Genomic DNA, 22,845 nt, shown 5'->3' with positions numbered 1-22,845 from the left:
GTCACATCCGGAATACGCCGAAGCTGGTCTGCCGCGGCGGCGCACCGGCGGCGGTGGCCAGGCACAGCGTCAGCCACTCCCGGGTCTGGCCCGGGTCGATGATGGCGTCGACCCACAGCCGGGCCGCGTAGTACAGCGGCTGCGCCTGCTCCTCGTAGGCGTCGATGATCGGCTTGCGGATCGCCTCCTCTTCCTCCGGGCTCAGGGTCTTGCCTTCCTTGGCCAGTTGGTCGGAGCGGATCAGGGCCATGACCGTGGCGGTCTGCTCGGCGCCGACCACGGTGGACTTCGCACTCGGCCACATGGCCATCTGCCACGGCCCCATCGAGCGCCCGCACATCGCGAAGTTGCCGGCGCCGTAGCTGCCGCCGACCACGACGCTGAACTTCGGCACCGCGGCGCAGGACACGGCGTTGACCAGCTTGGCGCCGTGCTTGGTGATGCCGCCGGCCTCGTACTCGGCGCCGACCATGAAGCCGTTGATGTTGTGCAGGAACACCAGCGGGATGGCGCGCTGGGCGCACAGCTCGATGAAGTTGGTGGCCTTCTGCGCGCTCTCGGAGAACAGCACCCCGTCGTTGATCAGGACGCCGACCGGGTAGCCGCCGATGTGGCCGGTCCCGCAGACCATCGTCGGCCCGAACCGGGACCGGTACTCGGTGAACTCGCTGCCGTCGAGCAGCCGGGCCAGGATCTCCCGGGCCGGGATGTGCTCGCGCAGTCCGGCGCTGACCACGCCGGCCAACTCGGCCGGGTCGTGCAGCGGCGGACGCGGCACGGCCGGCGGGGCGGGCACCGGAGCGCCGGCGGTCCGGGCGGCGATGTCGCGCACGAGCGCCAGGGCGTGCTCGTCGTTCTCGGCGATGTGGTCGGCCACGCCGGTGACGCGGCTGTGCAGGTCCGCGCCGCCCAGGGTCTCGGCGTCGACGACCTCGCCGGTGGCGGCGCGCACCAGCTGCGGGCCGCCCAGGAACACGGTCCCGGTGCCGCGCACGATGACCGTCTCGTCGCACATGGCCGGGATGTAGGCGCCGCCGGCCGTGCAGGACCCCATCACCGCGGCGATCTGCGGCAGTCCCAGCGCCGACATCTCGGCGATGTTGCGGAAGATCCGCCCGAGGTGGTGCTCGTCGGGGAACAGGTCCTGCTGCATCGGCAGGAACACCCCGCCGGAGTCGACCAGGTAGATCGAGGGCAGCCCGTTCTCCCGCGCGATGTCCTGGGCCCGCAGGTGTTTGCGGACGGTGAGAGGGAAGTAGGTGCCGCCCTTGACCGTGGCGTCGTTGGCCACGACCATCGCCGGCCGGCCGGCGACCACGCCGATGCCGGCCACCAGGGCGGCCGAGGGCACCGGCTGCTCGTAGACGCCGTGTCCGGCCAGTTGCCCGATCTCCTGGAACGGCGTGCCGGCGTCCAGCAGGCCGGCCACCCGCCGGCGGGCGGTGAGTTTGCCGCGGTCGGCGTGCCGCTGCCGGGACCGGGCGTCGCCGCCGGCGATCGCGGAGGCCCGGGCGTCGGCCACCACGCGGCGCTTGGCGTCGAAGTCCTGGACGTTGCGCAAGTAGCCTTCGGAGCGCGGGTCGAGGCGGGAGCGCAGGATGGTGGTCACCGGCGGTCGGCTCTGGCCGTGACTCCGGCCACGTCCCCGGCCGCGTCCCCAGCACCGGCACCGGCACCGGCCGGGACGAGCTCGTCGCGCAGCTCCTTCAGCAGCCCGGCGAAGGTCTCGATCTCGGTGCGGGTCATGTTCGCGCGCAGCATCAGGCGCAGACCGGCCCGGCCGCGGCCGATGATCGGGAAGAAGATCGGGGAGGCGTAGAAGCCCTGCTCCAGCAGGCGCTGAGCCAGCTGGACCGTCGCGTCCTCCTTGCCGACCTCGACGAACCGGATCGGCAGCCCGTCGTGGCTCTGCCCGGTCTGGACCAGGCCGTCGAACAGGTCGATGTTGTCCTGGAGCCGCTTTTGCAGCCCGGCGAACTCCTCGGTCGCGTGCAGCGCCACCGAGGCCTTGATCGCCCCGAGCCCGGCGGTGTTGACCCGCTGGGACCACATCAGCGGGCCGTTGCGCAGCGCCAGGTTCTTGCGTTCGTCAGAGCCCTGCGGTCCCAGGAATATCGCGCCGCCGGAGGCGCCGAAGCCCTTGTTGAGCGAGGCGATGATGATGGTGCGGTCGGTGATCCGGCCGCCGAGCTCCTCCAGGACCAGGCCCCGGCCCTGCTGTCCGAGCGTGGAGATGCCGTGCGCCTCGTCGAAGTACAGGAACAGGCCGTACTTCTCCTGCAGCCGCAGCAGTTCCTTGACCGGGGCCTGGCCGCCGGTGCTGTAGACCCCGTCGGCGACGTAGGCGACCTTGGGGTGCTCCTTGCACAGCTGCTCCAGTGCCTCCAGGTCGTTGTGCGCGATGGTGACGATCTGTGCCTCGTCGGCGGCGGCGGCCTTCAGCGCGTTGAGGCAGAAGTGCGCGTTCTTGTCGAAGACCATCACCGGCGGGACGTCCTCGGTGAACAGGCCGGAGGCCAGCAGCGGCAGGCTGGCCCAGGCCGCGACCGCGCACGAGGCGGTGGTCACCGCTTCCACGTCGAAGTGCTCTGACAGCGCCCGTTCGGCGTCCTCTAAGGCGGCGAAGCGTATTCGCATCCGGGAGGTGGAGGTGTTCAGCGATCCCTCGGACAGCACCGCGTCGGCGGCGGCCTGGACCAGCCGGGGATCGGTGTCCAGGCCGAGGTAGGAGTAGGAGGACATGTTCACGAACTCGTGGCCGTCGTCGGCGCGGCGGTGCCGGCCGTCCCCCAGGCCCGCGACGACGAGCCCGAACAGGCCGGCCCGGTCGGTGACGTCCCAGAAGTCCCCGCTGATGCTCGCGAGCTTCTTGATGTTCATATACGTATGCATGGGAAGCAGTCCTCAGAGGTAGGAGTGGAAGCCGCGCCCGGATTTGCGGCCGAGGATGCCCGACTCGACCATCCGGGACAGCAGCGGCGGCGGGGCGTGCAGCGGCTGGCGGGACTCGGCGTGCAGGGCCTCGGCGATGGCGGCGACCACGTCCAGGCCGATGAAGTCGGCGAGCTTGAGCGGGCCCATGGGGTGCGCGCAGCCCGACACCATGGCCTGGTCGACCGCCTCGGCCGAGGAGTACCCGGACTCGACCATCCGGATCGCGGCCAGCAGATAGGGGATCAGCAGGGCGTTGACGACGAAGCCGCTGCGGTCGGCGACGGTCACCGGCTTCTTGCCCAGCCCGGTGACGAAGTCCTCGACGCGCTCGCGCACGGCCTCGGCGGTCAGCAGGGTCGGGACCAGCTCGACCAGCTCCATCACCGCCACCGGGTTGAAGAAGTGCACGCCCAGCACCCGCTCGGGATGCTCCACCACCCCGGCCAGCCGGGTGACGGACAACGCCGAGGTGGTCGAGGCCAGGACCGCGTCGGGGTCGAGCACCTTGTCCAGGGTGGAGAAGACGTTCTGTTTGACGCCCTCGTCCTCGGCCACGGCCTCCACCACGAACTCGCGGTCGGCCAGCGCGCCGAGGTCGGCGGTGACGGCGATGGCGGCCAGCGCCGCGTCGCGCTCGTCCGGCGTGAGTCTGCCCTTGGCCACCCGGCGGTCCAGGGAAGCGGCTATGCGCACCGGCGCCGCGGTCAGCGAGGACGGCCGGGAGACCGCCAGCCGGACGTCCAGACCGTGCAGGGCGAACAGCTCGGCGATGCCGGCGCCCATGGTGCCGGAGCCGACGACACCGACCTGGAATATCCCCGCGCTCACCGGGTCACCTCGAGCTGCCGCTCCGACGTGTCCTGATCCTGGCTCGCGCTCGCGGCCGCGTGTTCGGCCCGCCGCTCGGTTTCCCGTTTGGCCTCTTGCTCGGCCTCTTGCTCGGCCGCACGAGCGGCGTCGCGCTTGGCGACCTCCTCGCGCACGATCGGGATGACGTACCGCCCGAAGTCGATCGCGTCGCCGAGCAGGTCGTAGCCGCGGGCCGAGAGGATCTCCACGCCGAGGTCGTAGTAGTCCAGCAGCGCCTGGGCGACCGTCTCGGGGGTGCCGACCAGCGCGTTGGAGTTGCCCGCTCCCCCGGTGACGGCGGCGGTGCGGGTCCACAGCGCGCGGTCGAAGCGCTCGCCGCGCCCGGCGATCTCGATCAGCCGCTGCGACCCGGTGTTCTGCGGCGCCTGGCCGCGCAGCCGCCGGCGCTTCAGCTGGTCCGGCCCGCCGGCGGCCTTGCGCTGCTCGATGCGCTCGACCACACGGTGCGCCTTCTCCCAGGCCAGTTCCTCGGTCGGCGCGATGATCGGCCGGAAGGCGGCCTGGATCCGGGGCACGTCGGTCCGCCCGGCCGCGGCCGCCGCGGCCTTCACCGCCGCGATCTGCTCGGCGGTCTGCTCCAGCGGCTCGCCCCACAGGCAGTAGATGTCGGCCTCGGCCCCGCCGGCCTGGTAGGCGGCCGGCGACGAGCCGCCGAAGGACACGGCCGGACGCGGTTGCTGGACCGGGAACACGTCGCTGACGAAGTCGGCGAAGTCGTAGTGCGCGCCCTGGTGGCTGAACGGCTCGTGCGAGGTCCAGGCCTGCTTCACGATGCCGATGTACTCCCGGGTGCGGGCGTAGCGCTCGTCCTTGGTCAGGAAGTCGCCCTCCCGGCCCTGCTCGGCGTCGTTGCCCCCGGTGATGAAGTGCACGGCGACGCGGCCGCCGCTGATCTGGTCGATGGTCGCGAAGACCTTGGCCGCGTACGTCGGGTACGACAAGTTCGGACGGTGTGCCAGCAGCAGCTGCAGGGTGTCCGTGCGGGCGGCGATGTAGGCGGCGCCGGCGGCCGGGTCGGGACTGCCGGAATGGTAGGCGAACAGCACCCGGTCCCAGCCCCACTCCTCGTGGGCGCGGGCCAGCCGCAGGGTGAAGTCCTTGTCGAAACTCGGGCCGGACCGCGAACGGGTCTCGGAGGAATCGCTGGTCGCGGCGATCCCGAGGAATTCCACGGGCATGACGGAAGCCCTTTCAAAGATATTGTCGCGGGGGAGCCTTAGGAGTTGGTCACCGGCAGGCCGGGCGGGTTCACCTGCGAGGTCTGCACCGCCTCGTTGCCGAGGTTCCAGGCCGCCAGCCACTTGGCGTAGTCGCCGTTCTGGATCAGATAGTTGACGGCGTCGGCGATCGGCTTGGCCAAGCCGCTGTCCTTCTTCGTGGTCGCGGCGATCAGGCCCTGCAACGAGGCGCCGGCGCCGGAATACTCCCCGGCAATGCGCGTGGGCGTCGGCGACTTCGCAGTCTGGGTCACCTGGTAGGCCACGCCCGGGTTGGCGCCGAGGAAGATGTCTATCTTCCCGGAGGTCAGCGCGAGCAGCGTCGAGTTGGCGTCCGGGTAGTACTTGACGGTCAGGTCCTTGCCCTCGGCGCGCAGCTTGGTCTGCCACTCCAGCAGGATCTTCTCCTGGTTGGTGCCCGAACCCACGGCGATCGTCTTGCCGGCCAGGGCGTGGTAGTCGCCGGTGAAGGACCAGGGGTTGCTCTTGAGGACCTCGAAGCCGAGGTTGTCCTCGCGGTAGCTGGCGAAGTCGTACTTCTCTTTGCGCTTCTCGGTGTCGGTGATGTTGGCGAACCCGACGGCGTCCTTGCCGCTGTCGATGGCCACGAACATGTTGTCCCAGGTGGCGTTGTCGAACGTGGGCTTGAGCCCGAGCACCCCGGCGACCAGCCGGGCCAGGTCCGGCTCGGAGCCGGTGAGGGTCTTCTGGTCGCTGCCGACGAAGAACAGCGGCGGCGTCCCGGCGGGCAGATCGCCGATGGCCACCCGCAACTGGCCGCCGTCCCGGATCGACGCCGGAAGCTCAGCACGGATCTGATCCTGCTGCACGACGCTCAGATCGACCGGGGTCGCGGCCCCGTTGGACAGCGAGCCGACGGGGACCACACTGGAGCCGGCGGCGGCCGGGGCGGCGGCGGGATGGTTCGAGGCGCTGCTGGCGCAGGCCGACAGCGACAGCCCGAGGGCGGCCGCGATCGCGGGCGCGAGCGGGCGGAGCGGTTTCTCGGACATTTTCACTGGCACGGTCCTCTCCTTGCGGAAGTCGCGGGGACGGTCGCGATGCTCAAATCGCGGCAATCCCCATGGGGTTCATAGAGTTTTTGACTGTTACGATCCACGCGTGCACATCTCAGCCAAAGCGGACTACGCCGTGCGCGTCATGCTGGAAATCGCCGCGCACGGCCCGGACCTGGTGAAGTCCACCGTCGCCATCGGGCACCAGGACCTGCCCCGCAAGTTCGTCGAGTCGATCCTGGTCGAACTGCGCCACGCCGAGCTGGTCCGCAGCCACCGCGGCGCCGAGGGCGGCTACACCCTGGGCCGCCCCGCCGCCGCGATCTCGATCGGCGAGATCGTCCGCGCCGTGGACGGCCCGCTGGCCGAGGTCCGCGGCATCCGCCCGCACGAGTGCGAGTACACCAACGCCGCCGAGAACCTGGCAGAGGTCTGGGTCGCCGCCCGCGCCGCGCTGCGCACCGTGCTCGACGAGACCAGCCTGGCCCACGTGCTGGCCGGCCGGCTGCCGGCCCACGTGCGGCGGATGACCGAGTCCCCCGGGGCGTGGCTGCCGCGCTGAGCGCGGCACACCGCCGCCTGCGATCCGGTCGCCGGCGCGCGACCGGCGGAACACCCGATGGTCCTCACAGGGATTCCTTTCGGAGTCGGCGGCCGAGCGCGGACAGCACTGAGCGCACCGAGAGCCGCCGGCCGGGGCGGCGCGAGGACCCGCCGGGCCCGGCCGCCTCGCGGTCGCTGGAAGCATCACGTTCGCCGGAAGCGTCGTGGTCGCCGGCAGGCGCGGGAGAGGGCAGCGCCAGCGGCGCCGGCACCTCGGGGACATCAGTCATGGCGATGCGCTTTCGATCGGGTCGGGCACACGGTGATCCGCGCCGCCCGTCGGGGAGCGTCGCGGATTCGCTGATCAGCTGGCCGGTGCGGGCGCCGGACACAGGGCGCTGTTGACCCGGAGCAGGTCGACGTGACGGCGCAGGATCCGCGGCTGGGAGTAGCCGGTCCGCATCGTGTCACCTCCCCTTCTCGCATCTGGGCACTATCTCCAAGTTAGACACTATCCCTATGGGGACAGTGGGTTTTGGTCCCAGGACTCAGCATGGCTCATAAGACCCCTGATCCGATATCCCTGTCTCACGTCTCGGACAGCACAGTCGGGCAGATCTGGGACGCGGACCTGACAGGCCGCCTCCGTCGCCGCATGACGAGAGGGCCCGCAAAATGGCACAGCGGCCACCAGACCCGACTGGCCGACCCGCACGGATTCCTGGCCGTGACCAGCCTGCACTGGCTGTCCGAGCAGCCGCAGCGGTCCGCCGCCTACACCGACCTGGCGACCTGGCGACCTGCCTGAGCTGTAAGGAGTCACGTCGGCTGTTCGAACACTTCCGCCAGCTCCCCACGAGCATGTGAACGCACCGAGAGGTGGCTACTCTCGAGACTGTGACTCTCGAGGAGCTTGAGGAACAGATCGCCCGGTTCGACGCCCTGCTGCGGCCGATCGCCCAGCGCCCGATCGATATGACAGATCCGGACTGGTCGACAAAGCTTCAGTCGGCACCGCCTCCGCTGGAGGAAGCGGGAATCCGGGACGAAGCACTGGCGACGGCACGGGCCGCGCTGCGAGAGTATGCGCGAGCCGACGACCAGCTCCGCGTCGCACTACGGGCGCTGTATGAGCGGTACCAGTCTTTCCGCTGGGCGGCGTTCGTGCCAACCGACGCCACAGAACAGGGCTTTCGCACGGCCCTGGTGCAGCTGTCGTTGCGGGATCAGGGCAGCGACACCCGTGATGAGCTTCTTGCCCTGTGGGAGGAGTGCCGGATCGCCCGCGAGGCCGGCATCGATGTCGGGCAGGCCCTCCGCGAGGTCGCGGCGATGTCCAGCGACATCGACAAGTACGGCATGGGTTCGATGCGTACCATCCTGCTGAAGACCGCCCAGGATAACTGATCCGGCACTTCTTCCCGCGTCAAGATGAAGATTTTTCCACGATTGGCGGGGAGATCCTGCAGGGCAATGGTTCGCCTGCAAGGCAGGGTGGATCAGGGTTATGATTCAGCCTCTAGCACCGCCCCTCTAGCGAAGATGTACCCCGACTCCGCAGTACGACAGCCTGCCACCCTTACTGCGTCCGCTTTCCGGCTCTACGAGGTGAACCAGGAATGCGCGCCGACGTTCATATTCATTGGCAGCAACGCACGCCCGACGGAACGGCTGTGAACAATCGTCCGCAAGCCGTGAGGGCATGCGATCCATCTCAAAGTCTTGTTCAAGGCTTATCCCGGTTGAGCAGCTCTCGGGCCTGATTACCCGCCGCGTAAATGCTTGCCTACTGATCAGTGCCTTTCGAGCGGATGCTCGCTGCGCCCGTGATCCGGATGCGGCACGTCACCGTGCCCCTGGCTCACGCTGTCGTCGTAGGGGGAAAACATGACTGAATCGAACCAACCTCATAGAAGCCGCCGTGTGGTCGGCGGTCGGTTTCTTCTGCGCCGGCTTCTCGGCACCGGCGGCATGGGACAAGTCTGGCTCGCCCACGACGAGGCATCGGGCACCGACGTCGCCCTCAAGGAGATGCGCCTGGACACGGTGAGATGCGAGGCCGACAGAAGATCGCATTTGAGCAGGGCGTGGCTGGAGGCGCTGCACGGACTGTCGGTGGCCAAGAGCTCGAACATCGTCAAGATCCTGGACGTCTTCGAGGAGGACGGCCGCCCGTGGATCGTCATGGAACTCGTCATCGGGAAGACGCTGGCGCAGGGGGTGGCCCAGTACGGACCGCTTCCACCGGTCCAGGTCGCGCACATCGGCGAGAAGGTTCTCCTGGCATTGACCGCCTGCCACGTGAAGGAGATCGTCCACCGGGACGTCAAACCCTCCAACATCCTGCTCGCCGACGACGGCCGGGTGTTGCTCACCGACTTCGGCATCGCTGCCGGCGGGGCCCACGACGTCATGATGGGAACCCTGACACCGAGCGGGATCGCACTCGGCACTCCGGAATTCATGGCACCCGAGCGGTTGAAGGGGCGTCCGGCGACCGCGGCCTCCGACCTGTTCTCCCTCGGAGCGACCTTGTACTTCGCGGTCGAGGGCCGCTCGCCGTTCCGACGTGACAGCTTCGCGGCGAGTTCAGCGGCAGTGCTGTTCGCCCCCGCCGGTGAACTCCAGCGCGGCCGCGCATTCGAACAGCTGCTGTCCGGCCTGCTGGAGAAAGACCCGGCCGACAGGACACAGACCGCGGATGCCTATGACCAGTTGATGCGCATCATCGCCTACAACGGGGCGATCCCCTTCGACGAAGGCGTACCACCGGCCTCCGGTCCGGCGGGAGTGGCGGCCCCTGTTCACCCGCCCCGCAGCACCGACCCACAGCCCGCCGAGCCGACACCCGGCCACCCTCCTTCCACCGGTGCACACCGGTCACGACCCACCAGGACGTGGCGCGCCCCCGCCGCCGCGGTGGCGGCAGCACGTACGGGTCCAGCCGTGGTGAAGCGCAAAGGGCGGGCCGGAGTCCATTCGAGACTGGTGTGGGACCCGGCCGGGCAGGACCGCAAGCTCGCCAGCACCACCCAGGAGCTGCGCGTCGGCCGCTACACGCTGGCCGGCGAGCTGCTGGCCGACCGGCAGGTCCCCGAGGACGTGCGCGACTACCGCTACCTGGTCCTGGCCCAGATCGCCGCCTCCAACGGCGTGGACACCGCCTGGCTGGCCGAGCAGCCCGACAGCCCCGAGGGGGCGCTGCTGCGGCTGCGCGCCAACGTCATCAGGGCCCTGAAAGCGCACCGCGCGAACCATCCCCGCACCGACGAGCTGATCGGACTGGCCAAGACGCTGTGCGTCCAGACCGCCGAGCGCTTCCCGCAGGACCCGCTGCCGTGGATCGCCCTGCTCCACCTGGCCCCGGCCGCACCGGACAACGTCCCAGGCTCGCCAGGGCTGCCGATCGACGGCCCGTGGCGGACGATGAACCAGCTGTGGCGGCGTGATCCGTGGAACCGCGAGGCCCACCACCGCCTGCTGGCCGCGGTCGGACCCAAGGGCGGCGGCTCGGTGGCCTCGGTGTCCGCGGTCGCACACTGGATCGCCAGCCAGGCACCGGCCGGGTCGGCACTGCTGGTCCTGCGGCTGGTGGCCTTCATCGAGGCGTTCCGCCAGCAACTGGAGCGCGACAGCCTCAACAAGATCCTGCTGAAGTACCGGAACTGGTCGACCGCGTACGCGGAACAGGAGATAGAACGCTGCTACACGCAGTGGTTCGCCCCGACCGGTGGGAACGGGGCGCTGCTGCCCGACCTGCACTACCTGGCGCACGCGTTGTGGGCCGGATTGCAGTGGCAGCCGGCCACCCACGTCTTCGACGCCATCGGCCCCTACGCGCTGACCACGCCGTGGTCTCTGCACGGCAACCCGGAGCAGGCACTCGTCATGGCCCGACAACAATGTATGTCGGAACTCTGAGCGGGGAGTCGCCCCCGACCTTGGCCGGGACGGATCAGCGGCCGGTCCGGGCCGGACATGCCGCCGCCGGACCGGCCGGCACCGCACCACCGCCGCACCGCCACCGCTCCACCGCCGCGTCCGCCCGAGGGGCATCCGACCCGCACCACCGCCTTGCCCCGGCTCCCGCCGGCGGCCTCGACGTCGGTCATCAACCTGCCCCCTCAGCTCAGCGGCTTGGATCCCGACACGACGAAGGAGTCGGCGGTCGCGTGGGTGAGGACGTACTTCTCGTAGCGGATGAGGAAGTCGTTGAAGCGGGGGTCCAGGAACACGTCTCCCAGCTGGCCCAGTCCCATCGCCGCCGGGACGTTGTATCCGTCCACGATGTACTTCCCGTCCTCCTCCGAGTAGGAGCCGCTGGTCGGCTTGGTGGACAGCGGGATGGGGATCGGTGAGGTGCTGATCAGGTAGCGGCCGTAGTCGTGGTTCACGACGCTGTAGGACAGCGTGCTGTCAGTGTCGTCCAGCGTGAGCGCGCCATAGAACTGCTGAGCCGGTCGGGTCTGGACGCAGTACTGGTCGTGTCCCGCGTTCTGGTCGCGCATCGGGACCGGGGTGTTGTCGGGTCCGGGCGCGAGGGTCTGCGTCGGGTTGTGCAGGGGGTTCGGCTGGCACTGGTCGAAGGGGCCGTAGTGCTTCTTCTCGTACGCGCTGTCGGGCCACAGGTATCTGATGCCGAGCTGCGTCTTTCCGGCGGACGTCGCCACGACCCACTGCTCTCCGGGGCCGTCCGCCATGGAGACGTTCGGCGCGTCCGCCAGCGTCACTGTCGCCGTCGGCATCAGCGTCATGAGCGTCTCGCCGGTCATGACGCACATGTCGACGGCCTGCTGCTGGGTGGTGGGCATCATGTTCGTACTCAGCGGTGCGAGGGACTTGGACCAGTCCTTGTCGCACTGGCGGACGGCCTCCTGGTGAGCCGCCGGGGTCGCGTTCAGCGGCTTGTCCTCGGCCACCCTGGGGAATGGAGGATGCGTGTACGTGGACGTGGGCTGCGTCGAAGCCGGAACGTTCTCGCGGCCGGCCGAGGAGCCGAAGCCGGGCAGGATGGCGTACGCCCCGACGCCGACGACGACCAGGGCCAGCGGCGAGACCGCCACGGCGATCCGGTCGCGGCGCCGCTTACGGCGCTTGAGCCGCGCGCCCTCGACCGCGCCGGTCACGATGTCGACCAACGGTGGTTCGTCACGCAGGGTGGTTTCGAAGATCGCGCGAATGGGCTCGGTCATCTCTCGTCATCCCTTCTCGGCAGCCGGCCGAACCGACGCGACAGCTTTCAGGTCGGCCTCCATCAGAGAAGGGCCAAGGATTTCCCGTAGCCGGGCCAAGGCCCGCGACGTCTGGCTCTTGACGTTGCCGGTCGAGCATCCGAGCGCGCGGGCCGTCGCCTCCACACTCAGGTCCTCCCAGAACCGCAGCACCAGCACGGCACGGCCGCCCGGAGCAAGCTGGTCCAGGGCGGACAACAACGTCATCCGCAGGTCCGGTTGCTCCGGCGGCCGTGAGGACGCATCGCGCTCGGCGTTCACGGTGAAGTCTCTGGCCCGCGCCCTATCCCGCTCGTACTTCTTGCGATCGCTGAGGTAGGCATGGATCAGCACTTTGTGGGCGTACGCATCTATCTCGTCAGCACGGCGTACGCGCTTCCAGTGCAGGCACAGGTTGAGCAGCGCGGTCTGCGCGAGGTCCTGTGCGTCGTTCCAGTCCCCACACAGCAGGAAGGCCAGACGCCGTAGACGGCCCTGCTGTGCCTGCGCAAAGGCTGTGAACTCATCCATTCCATCCATCCGCGTCCCGCAACTCCCGCTCAGTCGGCCCGACCCGGCGCACCCGATCGCGCCCCTGCCTGAGAATGTGACTGAGCCGACGGGTTCCAGGTTGCATCGGGTGGGCAAAACCGCGGATCTGCGACAGCCGTCCCCGGACGGCACGCCGTCATGCGACGATCCCGGCCTCGATCTCCGGAATCGGCATCTCTTCGAGCACTGTGATGGTGCAGGAATCGGCCCACTGCAGGTGATGGTGATCGCGGACCATCGCGAGCGCGTCGTCCATGGTGTCGGCCTGCAGGATCGTCATTCCGATGATGTCCGTCGGCGCCGCGGTGATGCCGGAGCCGGTGACGGTCCTGGCGTTGCCGAGCGGTCGGCCCGGGTCGACCACTGCCGGACCGAGCTTTCCGAACCATTCCCCCCACAGGAGCATGCCGGCCTGGGCCTCCTCGGGTGTGGCGGTTGCGAACCGTTCGGCGACTTCTTGCGGAGCCCGGTACAAAACGATGAAGCGTGCCATGCGATTGCCCCTATCGGTTACGGTTCCTGGTCTTCGTTGCTCAAGCTCGATGCGATGACTCGTGAGACCTCGGTGAGCGAGGCCGTCAGCTCACGCAGCCCGGCTTCGCTCAGGCGCGGCGCGATATCGCCGAACCAGGCCTGCTGCCGCTCATAGATCTGGCCGAGCACCTCCAGGCCGCGGGGTGTGAGCTCGACGAGTTTGGTGCGGCGGTCGGTGGGGTGCGGCCGGTAGGCGACAAGCCCTTCGCGCTCGAGGACGTCGGCCACCCGCTGGACGCTCTGCCGCGCGTGGCCCATCTCGGTCGCCATCTGAGCCACCGTCTGCGGCTGGAAGGCACGCCCGAGCACGTGCCAGCGCGCGGCGCTCTGGCCCAAGGGTTCCGCGATGCTCTCGCCGGCCCGATTTATCAACCCGTTGATGTGAAATACGGCCATGGCGAACCCGCTCCACGCGTCCTCCGGCCCGTCCCGATCGTCCACTCGGCGAGTGTGGCGCAATTGACAGCATGCTGTCAATTGCATCGATACCCGGGTTCGACATGGCGGCGATGGACGGGTATGCCGTGTCCGGATCCGGGCCGTGGTCGGTGGTCGGGGCGGCTCGCCCGGGCCGGCCGTGGTCCGGCGATCGGGTGGAGGCCGGCTGTGCAGTGGAGATCTCCACCGGGTCGGTTGTTCCGGCTGGGGTGTGGGCGGTGCTGCCCGCGGAGTCGGCGGTCCGGGACGGCGTCCGTCTGACGGGCCCGGATCTTCCGCGCGGCAAGCACATCCGGTACGCCGGGGAGGACGCCCCTGCCGAGGCTGTCCGGCCTTCGACCGATCACGGTGACCGGTGTCGGCCGGTCCCGCTCGGACGCGGCCTCGCGAGCTTCACCGCGATTCCGCGTCCGAGCGGGGACCTCGTCTCATCGTCCGTCGAGGAGCGGCTGCGCGGGATCCCACTTCGGGCCGCCGGCCGCGTCGGCGCGGCGGCGGGCGATCGCCGACAGCGCCTCCAGCACCACCCGGTTGCCCAGGGCCGCGGTGATGTCGGCGTGGTCGTACGGCGGCGACACCTCCACGATCTCCAGGCCCAGCACCGGCAGCTCGTAACAGATCCGCCGCACCGCGTCGAGCAGGTCTCGGCCGGACAGCCCGCCCGGCTCCGGGGTGCCGGTGCCGGGCGCGTGTCCGGGGTCTGCGACGTCGATGTCGACCGAGAGGTAGACACCGTCGCAGTCGTCGGTCGCGATGGCGAACGCCTCGGTCAGGCACTCCGGCAGGCCGCGCGTGACGATCTCCGTCATCTCGTACGACCGCATCCGCTGCTCCGCCATCCACGACAGCGTCTCCGGCTCAGGCCAGTAGCCGCGCAGCCCCACTTGGAGGAACCGGTCGCCGCGGATCGCCCCGGACTCGATGAGCCGGCGCATCGGCTGCCCGTGGCCGTGCAGGTGGCCGAACTCGATGTCGCCGGTGTCCGCGTGGGCGTCGAAGTGGATCATCGAGACCCGGCCGAAGCCGTGGTGCCGGGCCACGCCGGTGGCGTTCGGCAGCGCGACGGTGTGGTCCCCGCCGAGCACCACCGGGATCGCCCCGGACGCGGCGATGGTGTGGACCGCGGCCTCGATCGCCGAGATCGAGGCCTCGATGTCGCCGGCGTACATCTCGACGTCGCCGGCGTCCACGACGCGCAGGTCGCGCAGGCCGTCCACGCGCAGCGCGAGGCTGGGCCGCGAGCCGTCGTGGGGCAGGTAGCAGGCCTGGCGGATGGCCTGCGGGCCGAAGCGGGTGCCGGGCCGGTGGGTGGTGCCGCCGTCGAAGGGGGCGCCGACGATGACGACGTCCGCGCCCGCCATCGACCCCGGTTCCCCCAGGTCGCAGCGGTCGACGCCGAGGAAGGTGATGTCCGGTCCGAACATCGCGCCGTATCTGGCCATGGTGCTCCTAGCCGCAGGGACATTTCCTGTATCGGAAACCTGTACAGCCATACGGTATGTGGTTACAGTTCCGGGCACCAGCCCGGATGTGCCGGGCGTCACGCCGTCGAGTCGCGGTCGGGTCGTCGTCGAGTACGTCACCGAGTACGCCGCCGAGTCGTCCAGGAGCCCAGCAGATGCAGGAGACCAGCAGATGACCACAGCGCCCCACGCCGAGCCCGCCGACCCGCCCGCGCCGGGACACGCCGCCGCCGGTCCGGCGGCTCACCCCGCACCGGATCGGCCCGCGTCCACCACCCTGGACAAGGGCCTGCGCGCCGGCGCCCTGGGCCTGCTGTCGAGCATCGTCATCGCGGTGTCCTCCACCGCCCCGGCCTACAGCATCGCCGCCATCCTGGGCCTGATCGTGGCGATCAGCGGCACCCACACGCCCGGGATGTTCATCGTCGCCTTCATCCCGATGCTGTTCATCGCCGTCGCCTTCCGCGAGCTGAACAGGATCGACCCGGACTGCGGCACCACCTTCGTCTGGGTCCGCCGTGCCTTCGGGCCCGGCGCCGGCTGGATGGGCGGCTGGGGCATCATCGCCGCGGACATCATCGTGATGGCCAGCCTGGCCCAGGTCGTCGGACGCTACGCGCTGCTGCTGGTCGGCGCGGACGGCCTGGCCACCCAGACCGCGCCGGTGGTCGTCGTGGGCGTCGTCTTCATCGCGGCGCTGACCTACGTCTGCCACCGGGGCATCGAGATCTCGGCCCGGCTCCAACTGGTGCTGCTCGGCATCGAGATCGCAGGTCTGGCCGCGCTGTGCGTGGTCGCCTTCGTCAAGGTCGGCACCGGGCACGCGATGGCCGGCCACGGGCACCTGTCCGCGTCCTGGCTGAACCCCTTCACCGGCTCCTTCACCGACGTCTCGAACGCGTTCCTGCTGGCCGTGTTCGTCTACTGGGGCTGGGACGCCGCGGTGAGCGTCAACGAGGAGACCGAGGACGCCGAGCGCATCCCGGGCCGCTCGGCCGTCACCTCGACGCTCATGCTGGTCGGGATCTTCTTCGTGGTGGCGGTCGCGACCCTCGCTTACGCCGGCCCGGCCTTCCTGACCGCGAACAGCGGCGACGTCCTGGGCGCCATGGCCGACTCGGTGTTCGGCAGCACCTTGGGCAAGATCATGATCCTGTGCGTGCTGTCCTCCACCGCCGCCTCCACGCAGACCACGATCATGCCGACCGCCCGGGCCGTCCTGTCGATGGCCGCGCACGGCGCCCTGCCCACGCGCCTGGGCCGCGTCCATCCGCGATACCTCACACCCAGCGTGGCGACCATCACGATGGGCGTGGTCTCCGCCGTGTTCTACGTGCTGCTGGCCATGGCCTCCAGCAACATCCTGGCCGATTCGGCGTCCGCGACCGGACTGCTGATCGCGTTCTACTACGGCCTGACCGGCCTGGCCTGTGTCTGGGTCTTCCGCAAGGACCTACGGCGCGGCCCGCGCGATCTGCTGGCCAAGGGCGTGCTGCCGCTGCTCGGCGGCCTGGCCCTGTTCGGGGCGTTCGCTCTGTCGATCAAGTCTTACCTGCCCGCCTCCAGCAGCGCGACGCACTTCGCCGGGATCGGCGGGATCTTCCTGATCGGCGCCGGAGCGCTGGTCCTCGGCCTGCTGCTGATGCTCACCGCGCGGCTGCGCTACCCCGGATACTTCCGCCGGAGCCGTCCCGCGGCCACCGAGCAGGGATGACACGCGAGAGGCCGCCGGCGGTCCCGGACTCCCGAGCGGCCTCACCCGAGATCTATAGACTCCTGGCATGACCACGCCGCCGACCCCCCGCGCAGGCCGCCGGGCCGGCCGCCGCAAGACCGAGGTCCTGCGAGCCGCGGTACAGGTCCTGGCCGAGCGAGGCGCCGAGGGCACCCGCTTCCAGGACGTCTCGGCGGCCAGCGGAGTGCCGGTCAGCACGCTTCAGTACTACTTCGGCTCCCGCGAAGACCTGCTGGTCGCGGCATTCAGGCACGCCTCCGAGACCGAGACCGCGCTCCTGCACGAAGAACTCACCGACGTCCCGGACCCCTGGAACCGCCTGGTCCGGATCATCGACACGGTGCTGCAAGGCGTGCGTCCGGAGGCACCGGAAAGCGGCCGGGTGTGGATCGAATCCTGGCGCTACGGCATGCGCGACGAGGAGATGCGCCAAGACGTGCTCCGCGACTACGAGGCCTGGCGCACCCTCATCGCCGACGCGATCCGCACCGGACTGGACACCGGCGCGTTCGCGGCCGGCGATCCGGAACCGGACGCGATCGTGATCCTGTCGCTGCTGGACGGGATCGGGCTGCCCACCGCGATCGGAGACCCGGCGGTATCTCCCGACCGGGCACGCGAGCTGATGCTCAGCACCCTGACGAGGCTGCTGCAACCCTCGCGGTGAGCTGTGGGCCGCATGACGGTCGATCGCCGGGCGCCTGACGCCGCGGGACCACCCGGCCTGCCCCACCCATGGGGTGTAGCGCGCTACACCCCGAAGACGGGACCGCGCCCCGTGTTCGCGGTGGAGATCGAAAACTAGCGTCTACGACGTGAACAACGACACCCGAACCACGATCGACAGCGACGCGGCGATCCTGGCCGGCGCATTCCACCGCGTATAAAACCCTGCATCCACCAAGCACCGTTCACAGCGCCTTCGCGGCGTCATGAGGCATGCCTCGAACCGGTGCCCGAACCGATATCGGAGAGTTTTGATGACCGCCCTCGCCCGCTGGTGCCACCGGCACCGGCTGCTGACCTTGTTCGCCTGGCTCGCGCTCATCGTCGGCCTCGGAGTGCTGTCCGGAGCGGCGAAGCCGCAGTATGACAACAAGCTGTCGATCCCGGCCTCGGAGTCGAGCCGTGCCGTGGACCTGCTGAAGACGGTACAGCCCGCCGCTGACGGGGACAGCGACAGCGTGGTCTGGCACACGGTGCGGGGCCGGGTCACCGATGCCGCGGTGCAGGAGCGGATGACGCAGGCGTTGGACCGGATCGCGAAGGCGCCGGGGATCGCGTCCGTCGCCGGTCCCTACGGCCCGCAGGGGAAATCGCAGATCAGCCCGGACGGTACGACCGCCTATGCGACGCTGACGTTCACCCAGGAGGCGGGCAAGATCCCCGTCGACCAAGCGAAGGCCGTCGTGGCGCTGGCTGAGGGGGCCCGGACCGACGGGCTGCAGGTCGAGCTCGGCGGAGCCGCGGTCTCCATAGCCACCGACAACGGCGGCGGTTCGCAGGAACTGGTCGGCATCCTCGCCGCGCTGGTGGTCCTGGGCCTGGTGTTCCGTTCGGTCGGTGCGGCCGTACTGCCGATCCTCACCGGTGTCGCCGGGGTGTCCACCGGGGTGCTGGTCGTCGGTCTGCTGTCCCACAGCATGGCGCTGCCGTCGTCCACGCCCATCCTGGCGACGCTGGTCGGCCTGGGCGTCGGCATCGACTACGCGCTGTTCATCGTCAACCGGCATCGCAAGGGTCTGATGGCCGGGCTCTCGGTGGAGGAGGCGATGGCCAAGGCGCTGGACACCTCCGGCCGTGCGGTGCTGTTCGCCGGCGGGTCCGTGGTCATCGCACTGCTCGGGATGTTCGCCCTCGGCTTGGACTTCCTGAACGGGATGGCTCTCGGTGCCGCGCTGACCGTCGCGATGACCGTGCTCGCCGCGGTCACGCTGCTGCCCGCGCTGCTCGGCCTGATGAAGACCATGGTTCTGAGCCGCCGACAGCGCAAGGCGCTGAAGGCCTGGCGGGCCTCCGGCACCGACCGGATCTCGGTGCGGGTGCCGCGGCGGTCGGGGCCGGCCCAGGCGCAGAACGTGTTCACCCGGTGGGCCGGGCGCGTTGAGCGACGGCCGTTCGGCAAGGCGGTGCTGGCGCTCGCCGTTATGGCGGTGATCGCCCTGCCGGTGCTGTCGCTGCGGATGGGTTCCTCGGACGCCGGGAACGACCCGAAGGCGTCCACCACGCGGCAGGCCTACGACCTGCTGGCCAAGGGCTTCGGGCCCGGGTTCAACGGACCGCTTCTGCTCGTCGCCGAGGTCCCGGCCGCCGCGGACGGACCGGCGCTGGACCGGCTGGTGCAGCAGCTGCGTACCACTCCGGGTGTGGCCGCCGCGGAAGCCGCGCCGCTGCCGCCGGGGCAGAAGGTGGCGGTGGTCCAGGTGGTGCCCACCACGGCGCCGCAGGACAAGGGCACGTCCGATCTGATCCACCGGCTGCGGACCGACGTGGTCCCGGCAGCCGAGCGGGGCACGACGCTGCACGTGCTGGTCGGCGGCCAGACCGCGATGTCCGACGACTTCGACTCCGCGCTGAACCACAAGCTGCCGGCGTTCGTCGGGATCATCGTCGGACTGGGCTGCCTGCTGATGATGCTCGCCTTCCGCAGTCTGCTGGTGCCCCTGATCGGCGTGGGGATGAACCTGCTCACCATGGGCGCCGCCTTCGGGGCGCTGGTCGCGGTGTTCCAGTGGGGCTGGGGCTCGGAGGCGCTGGGCGTCGGCGGGGCCGGGCCGGTGGACTCCTTCGTGCCGGTGATGGTCATCGGCATCCTGTTCGGGCTGTCGATGGACTACCAGGTGTTCCTGATCAGCCGCATGCACGAGGAGTGGACGAAGACCGGCGACAACCACCGCGCCGTACGGGTCGGCCACGGCGAGACCGGGCAGGTGATCTGCGCCGCCGCGGTGATCATGGCGTGCGTCTTCGGGTCCTTCATCGTCGGCGGGCAGCGGATGATCGCCGAGTTCGGCGTGGCGCTGGCGGTGTCGATCCTGCTCGACGTCCTGTTGCTGCGGATGATCCTGGTCCCGGCGCTGATGCACGGCTTCGGCCGCGGGAACTGGTGGCTGCCGCGGATCCTGGACCGGCTGCTCCCCCGGTTGTCCGTGGAGGGTGCGCCGGAATCCGAACCGCCGGTCGAGCCGACAGGTTGGGAGCCCGAGCCGGAGCCGGAGATCTCGTGGCAGTCCGCCTACCACGACAACCCGCATAGCAGGGCTCGGTAACACAAAACGAAACCGCGAAAAGGGGCCGAGTCGATGACTCGGCCCCTTTTCGCGTCACCCGACTGTCACGACCTCACACTGAGCGACCGCAAAGACTCCACCGCAAGGGCCGCGGCCTGCCCGATCACCCGGTCCGCCGAAGGGTTCCGGAAGTCCGGGCGCTCGCAGCGGGTGAACACCGCCACCGCGTAGCGGCCCCCGTCCGCGTGCTCGACCACGCCGGCCTCGTTCCGCCAGCCAGGCAGCGTGCCGGTCTTCGCACCGACCCGCCAGCTGTCGTCGAAGCCCGAGCTGAGCCGGTGCGGCCAGATCTGGCGGCCCATGATCGTGCGGACCTCCTGGCAGGCCTCGGCCGGGCCGGCCTCGTCCCGCCAGATCTGGGCCAGCAGCTCGGCGGTGTCCCGGGCCGTGCTGCGGGTGGTGCGCAGCGGCGTGCAGATGTCCAGCTCCATCAGCGTCCCGGCGGCTACGCGCGCCGCCAGCGCCGCTTCCAGATCCTCGTCGGTGCTGGTGTCGGCACCGACGAGCTGCCGGCGCATCGAACCGAGCAACTCCAGGCAGCCGCCGATCAGGTGCGTCCGGGTCCGCCCCAGCTCGGCCAGCAGCCCGTTGACCCGGTCCAGCCCGACCCGGGCCAGCACCACGTCGGTGGCGGCGTTGTCGCTCATCGACATCATCATCAGCGCCAGGTCGCGCAGGCTCAGCTCCACCGGATCGGCGAATCCGGAGGTCCCGATGCCGCCGTCACGAAACCGCTGCTCCACCTCCAGCCGCTCGGTCCGGGAGAGCGTGCCGGCCTGCGCCTCGACCGCGTAGCCCAGGCACACCGCGATCTTGAAGACCGAGGCCAGGCAGACCGGGTCGTCCGGGGACACGCCGACGGCCGCGGGGCCGTCGATGTCCCGCGCGTACAGGAATCCGCGGACGCCGGCCTCGGCGAACATCGCGGACAGCTCGTGTTCGACGTCGGTCACAGCGCGATCCATTCCTTAGTCCCGGTCACGGCGTCCAGCAGCTCCGGGATGGGCGTGCGCCCCAGCCCCGGTTCGCGCGGCACCTCCAGATGTCCGTCCTTCAGCACGAACGGCTCGGTGATGTCGGTGCGGTAGTAGCGGTCCGAGGCAGAGGTGTCGCCGGGCAGGGTGAACCCCGGCAGCGCGGCCAGTGCCACATTGGCGGCCCGGCCCAGGCCCGTCTCCAGCATTCCGCCACACCAGACCGGCACGCCGTTGGCGACGCAGACGTCGTGGATGCGCCGGGATTCCAGGTAGCCGCCGACCCGGCCGGGCTTGATGTTCACCACCGCGCACGCGCCCAGGGCGATGGCGTCGGCGGCGGACCGGGCCGAGACGATCGACTCGTCCAGACAGACCGGGGTCTTGATGCGCTTGGCCAGCTCGGCATGGCCCCGGATGTCCTCCTCCTCCAGCGGCTGTTCGATCAGCAGCAGGTCGAAGGGATCAAGGCGGGCGAGCAGGGGCGCGTCGGCCAGGGTGTAGGCGGTGTTGGCATCGACTTGCAGGAGGACGCCGTCGCCGAAGCGCTCCCGGACGGCACGGACGGGCGCCACGTCCCAGCCGGGCTCGATCTTCAGCTTGATCCGCAGGTAGCCCTCATCGAGATAGCCGCCGACGGCGTCCAGGAGCTCCGGGATCGAGTCCATGATGCCGACCGAGACGCCGGCGGGGACCTTGTCCCGGGTGGCGCCGAGCCACTCGGCCATGGACAGGGAGCGCTCGCGGAGCCAGGCGTCCAGGACCGCCGTCTCCAGCGCGGCCTTGGCCATGCGGTGGCCCTTGATCGGCGCGAGAGCCGGTGCCACGGCCCACGGGTCGAGCCCGGTCTTCGCGGCGGCCTGCGCGAGCATGGGGATGAGATGGTCGCGCAGGACCGCCAGGGCGCCGTCGGTGTACTCGGCCGAGTACACCGGGGCGGCCATGGTGACGAGTTCGCCGTAGCCGTCGGTCTGCTCGGTGCGGACGCGGAGCAGGCCGAGTTCGCGGGTGTGCTGGGTCCCGAACGAGGTCCGGAACGGTGAGACCAGCGGGATCGCGACCCGCCGCAGTTCGATTCCGGTCAGCTTCATACGTGGTCCTTTGGTTCGGGTGCTGAGTCGGTCCCGGGCCGCGGCCCGGCGGGCTCGAGGACGTATCGGCCCTCGCGGGTGAAGCCGGTGACGCGGCCGCCGTGCGCCATCAGGGGGCTCAGGACGTCGCGCAACGCCGTTCGCCACGCGGCGGCCAGGCCGGGGTCGGCGATGCGCAGCGCCTCGGCGTCCTGAGGGATCCCGATCAGCAACCGCCGCGCGCCTTGGGGGCCCAGGGCTGGGCGGCCGTCGGGGCCCGCGCCGAGCGCGACGACGGCGCCGTCGACCGCCGGGACGGCCGTGCCGCCTTCCAGGGTGCGGCCGACGTGGGTGCTTGCCAGGTCCCACCGCACGAGAATGCGGTCACTCGGGCTTCCGGCGTTGACCCCGTCGGTCATGGCGCCGTAGTAGTCGGTGAGGTACTCGGCCGCCACCGCACCGAGCTTGGCGATGTTGAAGTAGGCATTGCGGCTGATCAGCGGGTCATAGGTCCAGGTGACGGTGCCGATGCCCCGGCGCAGCGCCCAGGCCCGCTGGTCCAGCTTGATCGCCCGGCCCAGACCCGCTCCGCGCAGCGGGTCCTCGACGGCGGCGATGTGCGAGTGCAGCCCGAGCTCGGAAAGCAGCCCGACACAGAATCCGACCATCCGGCCGCCGCGGAACCCTCCGACGACGTAACCGCCGGACCGCGAAAGGACCTTGAGGAAGGACGGCGGAAGCATGGTCGCACCGTTGTCCGGACGCCACACGCGATCCATGAGCGAGGCGGCCTGGGTCATCTCGGACATCGTGTGCAGTTCGGCGAACGTGACACCGGCCGCGCGCGCCGCCGCCGCGGCGACGGCCTCGGCCCGCGCCCGCAGCCCCGGCTCGGCCGCGCCCGGCACCGGACCGGGCCGGGGCGGCGCGGCGACGGCGCCGCCGCTCGCCGCGTTCGCGGAACTCTCAGTACTCGCGCTCACTCATCCTTCTTCCACA

The 22,845-nt window shown here is 70.1% G+C and carries 21 protein-coding genes and 1 pseudogene; 8 read left to right on the top strand and 14 right to left on the bottom strand.

The window, feature by feature from the left end; translation table 11 throughout:
* Position 1: 1 nt before the first annotated feature.
* From ABIA35_RS42740 to ABIA35_RS42720, 5 genes are read right to left on the bottom strand one after another with little or no spacing between them, the layout of a single operon-like run.
* Complete coding sequence (locus tag ABIA35_RS42740) at positions 2–1,609, bottom strand: carboxyl transferase domain-containing protein (RefSeq protein ID WP_370361811.1); 1,608 nt, start codon at positions 1,607–1,609, stop codon at positions 2–4.
* Positions 1,606–2,892, bottom strand: a complete 1,287-nt coding sequence (locus ABIA35_RS42735) for an aminotransferase class I/II-fold pyridoxal phosphate-dependent enzyme (protein WP_370361810.1) — start codon at positions 2,890–2,892, stop codon at positions 1,606–1,608. The genes ABIA35_RS42740 and ABIA35_RS42735 overlap by 4 nt, the downstream gene beginning before the upstream one ends.
* 12 nt (positions 2,893–2,904) lie before the next feature.
* Positions 2,905–3,762: a 3-hydroxybutyryl-CoA dehydrogenase gene (locus tag ABIA35_RS42730; protein WP_370361809.1), complete on the bottom strand. Its 858-nt coding sequence runs from the start codon at positions 3,760–3,762 to the stop codon at positions 2,905–2,907.
* A complete protein-coding gene (locus ABIA35_RS42725; protein WP_370361807.1) occupies positions 3,759–4,982 on the bottom strand; it encodes an LLM class flavin-dependent oxidoreductase in 1,224 nt (407 codons plus the stop codon). Before ABIA35_RS42725 ends, ABIA35_RS42730 begins: the two co-directional genes overlap by 4 nt.
* 38 nt (positions 4,983–5,020) lie before the next feature.
* Positions 5,021–6,034: an ABC transporter substrate-binding protein gene (locus ABIA35_RS42720; RefSeq protein ID WP_370361833.1), complete on the bottom strand. Its 1,014-nt coding sequence runs from the start codon at positions 6,032–6,034 to the stop codon at positions 5,021–5,023.
* Positions 6,035–6,143: 109 nt separating this feature from the next.
* Between ABIA35_RS42720 and ABIA35_RS42715 the strand changes: the two genes are divergently transcribed.
* Positions 6,144–6,599 (top strand): Rrf2 family transcriptional regulator, encoded by a 456-nt coding sequence (locus ABIA35_RS42715; RefSeq protein ID WP_370361806.1) that lies wholly within the window; start codon positions 6,144–6,146, stop codon positions 6,597–6,599.
* A gap of 64 nt (positions 6,600–6,663) precedes the next feature.
* Here ABIA35_RS42715 and ABIA35_RS42710 read toward each other — a convergent pair whose 3' ends face one another.
* Positions 6,664–6,870, bottom strand: coding sequence for a hypothetical protein (locus ABIA35_RS42710; RefSeq protein ID WP_370361805.1), 207 nt, complete (start codon positions 6,868–6,870; stop codon positions 6,664–6,666).
* 365 nt (positions 6,871–7,235) lie between these two features.
* Between ABIA35_RS42710 and ABIA35_RS42705 the strand changes: the two genes are divergently transcribed.
* The 3 genes from ABIA35_RS42705 to ABIA35_RS42695 all read left to right on the top strand — a co-directional run bounded on the left by ABIA35_RS42705 (position 7,236) and on the right by ABIA35_RS42695 (position 10,501).
* On the top strand, positions 7,236–7,388 hold the full coding sequence (locus tag ABIA35_RS42705) for a hypothetical protein (RefSeq protein WP_370361804.1): 153 nt from the start codon (positions 7,236–7,238) through the stop codon (positions 7,386–7,388).
* Between the two features lie 89 nt (positions 7,389–7,477).
* A complete protein-coding gene (locus ABIA35_RS42700; RefSeq protein ID WP_370361803.1) occupies positions 7,478–7,987 on the top strand; it encodes a hypothetical protein in 510 nt (169 codons plus the stop codon).
* A 480-nt stretch (positions 7,988–8,467) separates the two neighbouring features.
* Positions 8,468–10,501 carry a serine/threonine-protein kinase gene (locus tag ABIA35_RS42695; RefSeq protein ID WP_370361802.1) on the top strand — a complete coding sequence of 678 codons (2,034 nt, stop codon included), beginning with the start codon at positions 8,468–8,470 and terminating at the stop codon, positions 10,499–10,501.
* 203 nt (positions 10,502–10,704) lie between these two features.
* On the opposite strand, the gene ABIA35_RS42690 is transcribed toward ABIA35_RS42695, so the two are convergent.
* The 4 genes from ABIA35_RS42690 to ABIA35_RS42675 form a co-directional block, all read right to left on the bottom strand.
* Complete coding sequence (locus ABIA35_RS42690; RefSeq protein WP_370361801.1) at positions 10,705–11,772, bottom strand: hypothetical protein; 1,068 nt, start codon at positions 11,770–11,772, stop codon at positions 10,705–10,707.
* A 6-nt stretch (positions 11,773–11,778) separates the two neighbouring features.
* Entirely contained in the window at positions 11,779–12,321 is a 543-nt protein-coding gene (locus ABIA35_RS42685; RefSeq protein WP_370361800.1) for a SigE family RNA polymerase sigma factor, read from the bottom strand.
* 157 nt (positions 12,322–12,478) lie between these two features.
* On the bottom strand, positions 12,479–12,835 hold the full coding sequence (locus ABIA35_RS42680; protein ID WP_370361799.1) for a hypothetical protein: 357 nt from the start codon (positions 12,833–12,835) through the stop codon (positions 12,479–12,481).
* Positions 12,836–12,852: 17 nt separating this feature from the next.
* On the bottom strand, positions 12,853–13,317 hold the full coding sequence (locus tag ABIA35_RS42675) for a MarR family winged helix-turn-helix transcriptional regulator (protein WP_370361798.1): 465 nt from the start codon (positions 13,315–13,317) through the stop codon (positions 12,853–12,855).
* Positions 13,318–13,343: 26 nt separating this feature from the next.
* Between ABIA35_RS42675 and ABIA35_RS42670 the strand changes: the two are divergent.
* Positions 13,344–13,628: pseudogene (locus tag ABIA35_RS42670) on the top strand (molybdopterin molybdenumtransferase MoeA); the annotation flags it as partial.
* 114 nt (positions 13,629–13,742) lie between these two features.
* On the opposite strand, the gene speB reads toward ABIA35_RS42670, so the two are convergent.
* The gene (gene speB / locus ABIA35_RS42665) at positions 13,743–14,756 is read right to left on the bottom strand and encodes an agmatinase (RefSeq protein WP_370361796.1); all 1,014 of its coding nucleotides are present in this window, start codon (positions 14,754–14,756) and stop codon (positions 13,743–13,745) included.
* Between the two features lie 193 nt (positions 14,757–14,949).
* On the opposite strand from speB, the gene ABIA35_RS42660 reads away from it, so the two are divergent.
* The 3 genes from ABIA35_RS42660 to ABIA35_RS42650 all read left to right on the top strand — a co-directional run bounded on the left by ABIA35_RS42660 (position 14,950) and on the right by ABIA35_RS42650 (position 19,781).
* Positions 14,950–16,491: an APC family permease gene (locus ABIA35_RS42660; protein WP_370361795.1), complete on the top strand. Its 1,542-nt coding sequence runs from the start codon at positions 14,950–14,952 to the stop codon at positions 16,489–16,491.
* Positions 16,492–16,558: 67 nt separating this feature from the next.
* Positions 16,559–17,179, top strand: a complete 621-nt coding sequence (locus ABIA35_RS42655; protein ID WP_370361794.1) for a TetR/AcrR family transcriptional regulator — start codon at positions 16,559–16,561, stop codon at positions 17,177–17,179.
* Positions 17,180–17,492: 313 nt separating this feature from the next.
* Positions 17,493–19,781, top strand: coding sequence for an MMPL family transporter (locus ABIA35_RS42650; RefSeq protein WP_370361793.1), 2,289 nt, complete (start codon positions 17,493–17,495; stop codon positions 19,779–19,781).
* Positions 19,782–19,846: 65 nt separating this feature from the next.
* Here ABIA35_RS42650 and ABIA35_RS42645 read toward each other — a convergent pair whose 3' ends face one another.
* Genes ABIA35_RS42645 through ABIA35_RS42635 form a run of 3 tightly spaced genes read right to left on the bottom strand, consistent with a single transcriptional unit; the run spans position 19,847 to position 22,829 of the window.
* A complete protein-coding gene (locus tag ABIA35_RS42645; RefSeq protein ID WP_370361791.1) occupies positions 19,847–20,755 on the bottom strand; it encodes a serine hydrolase in 909 nt (302 codons plus the stop codon).
* Positions 20,752–21,867: an o-succinylbenzoate synthase gene (gene menC, locus ABIA35_RS42640; protein ID WP_370361790.1), complete on the bottom strand. Its 1,116-nt coding sequence runs from the start codon at positions 21,865–21,867 to the stop codon at positions 20,752–20,754. Before menC ends, ABIA35_RS42645 begins: the two co-directional genes overlap by 4 nt.
* Positions 21,864–22,829 carry a GNAT family N-acetyltransferase gene (locus ABIA35_RS42635; RefSeq protein ID WP_370361789.1) on the bottom strand — a complete coding sequence of 322 codons (966 nt, stop codon included), beginning with the start codon at positions 22,827–22,829 and terminating at the stop codon, positions 21,864–21,866. Before ABIA35_RS42635 ends, menC begins: the two co-directional genes overlap by 4 nt.
* Positions 22,830–22,845 lie beyond the last annotated feature (16 nt).

Origin of the sequence: Catenulispora sp. MAP12-49 (assembly GCF_041262705.1) — a bacterium.
GTDB lineage: Bacteria > Actinomycetota > Actinomycetes > Streptomycetales > Catenulisporaceae > Catenulispora.
Note: the sequence above shows the minus strand (reverse complement) of the source record. Positions and strands in the feature narration are given on the sequence as shown.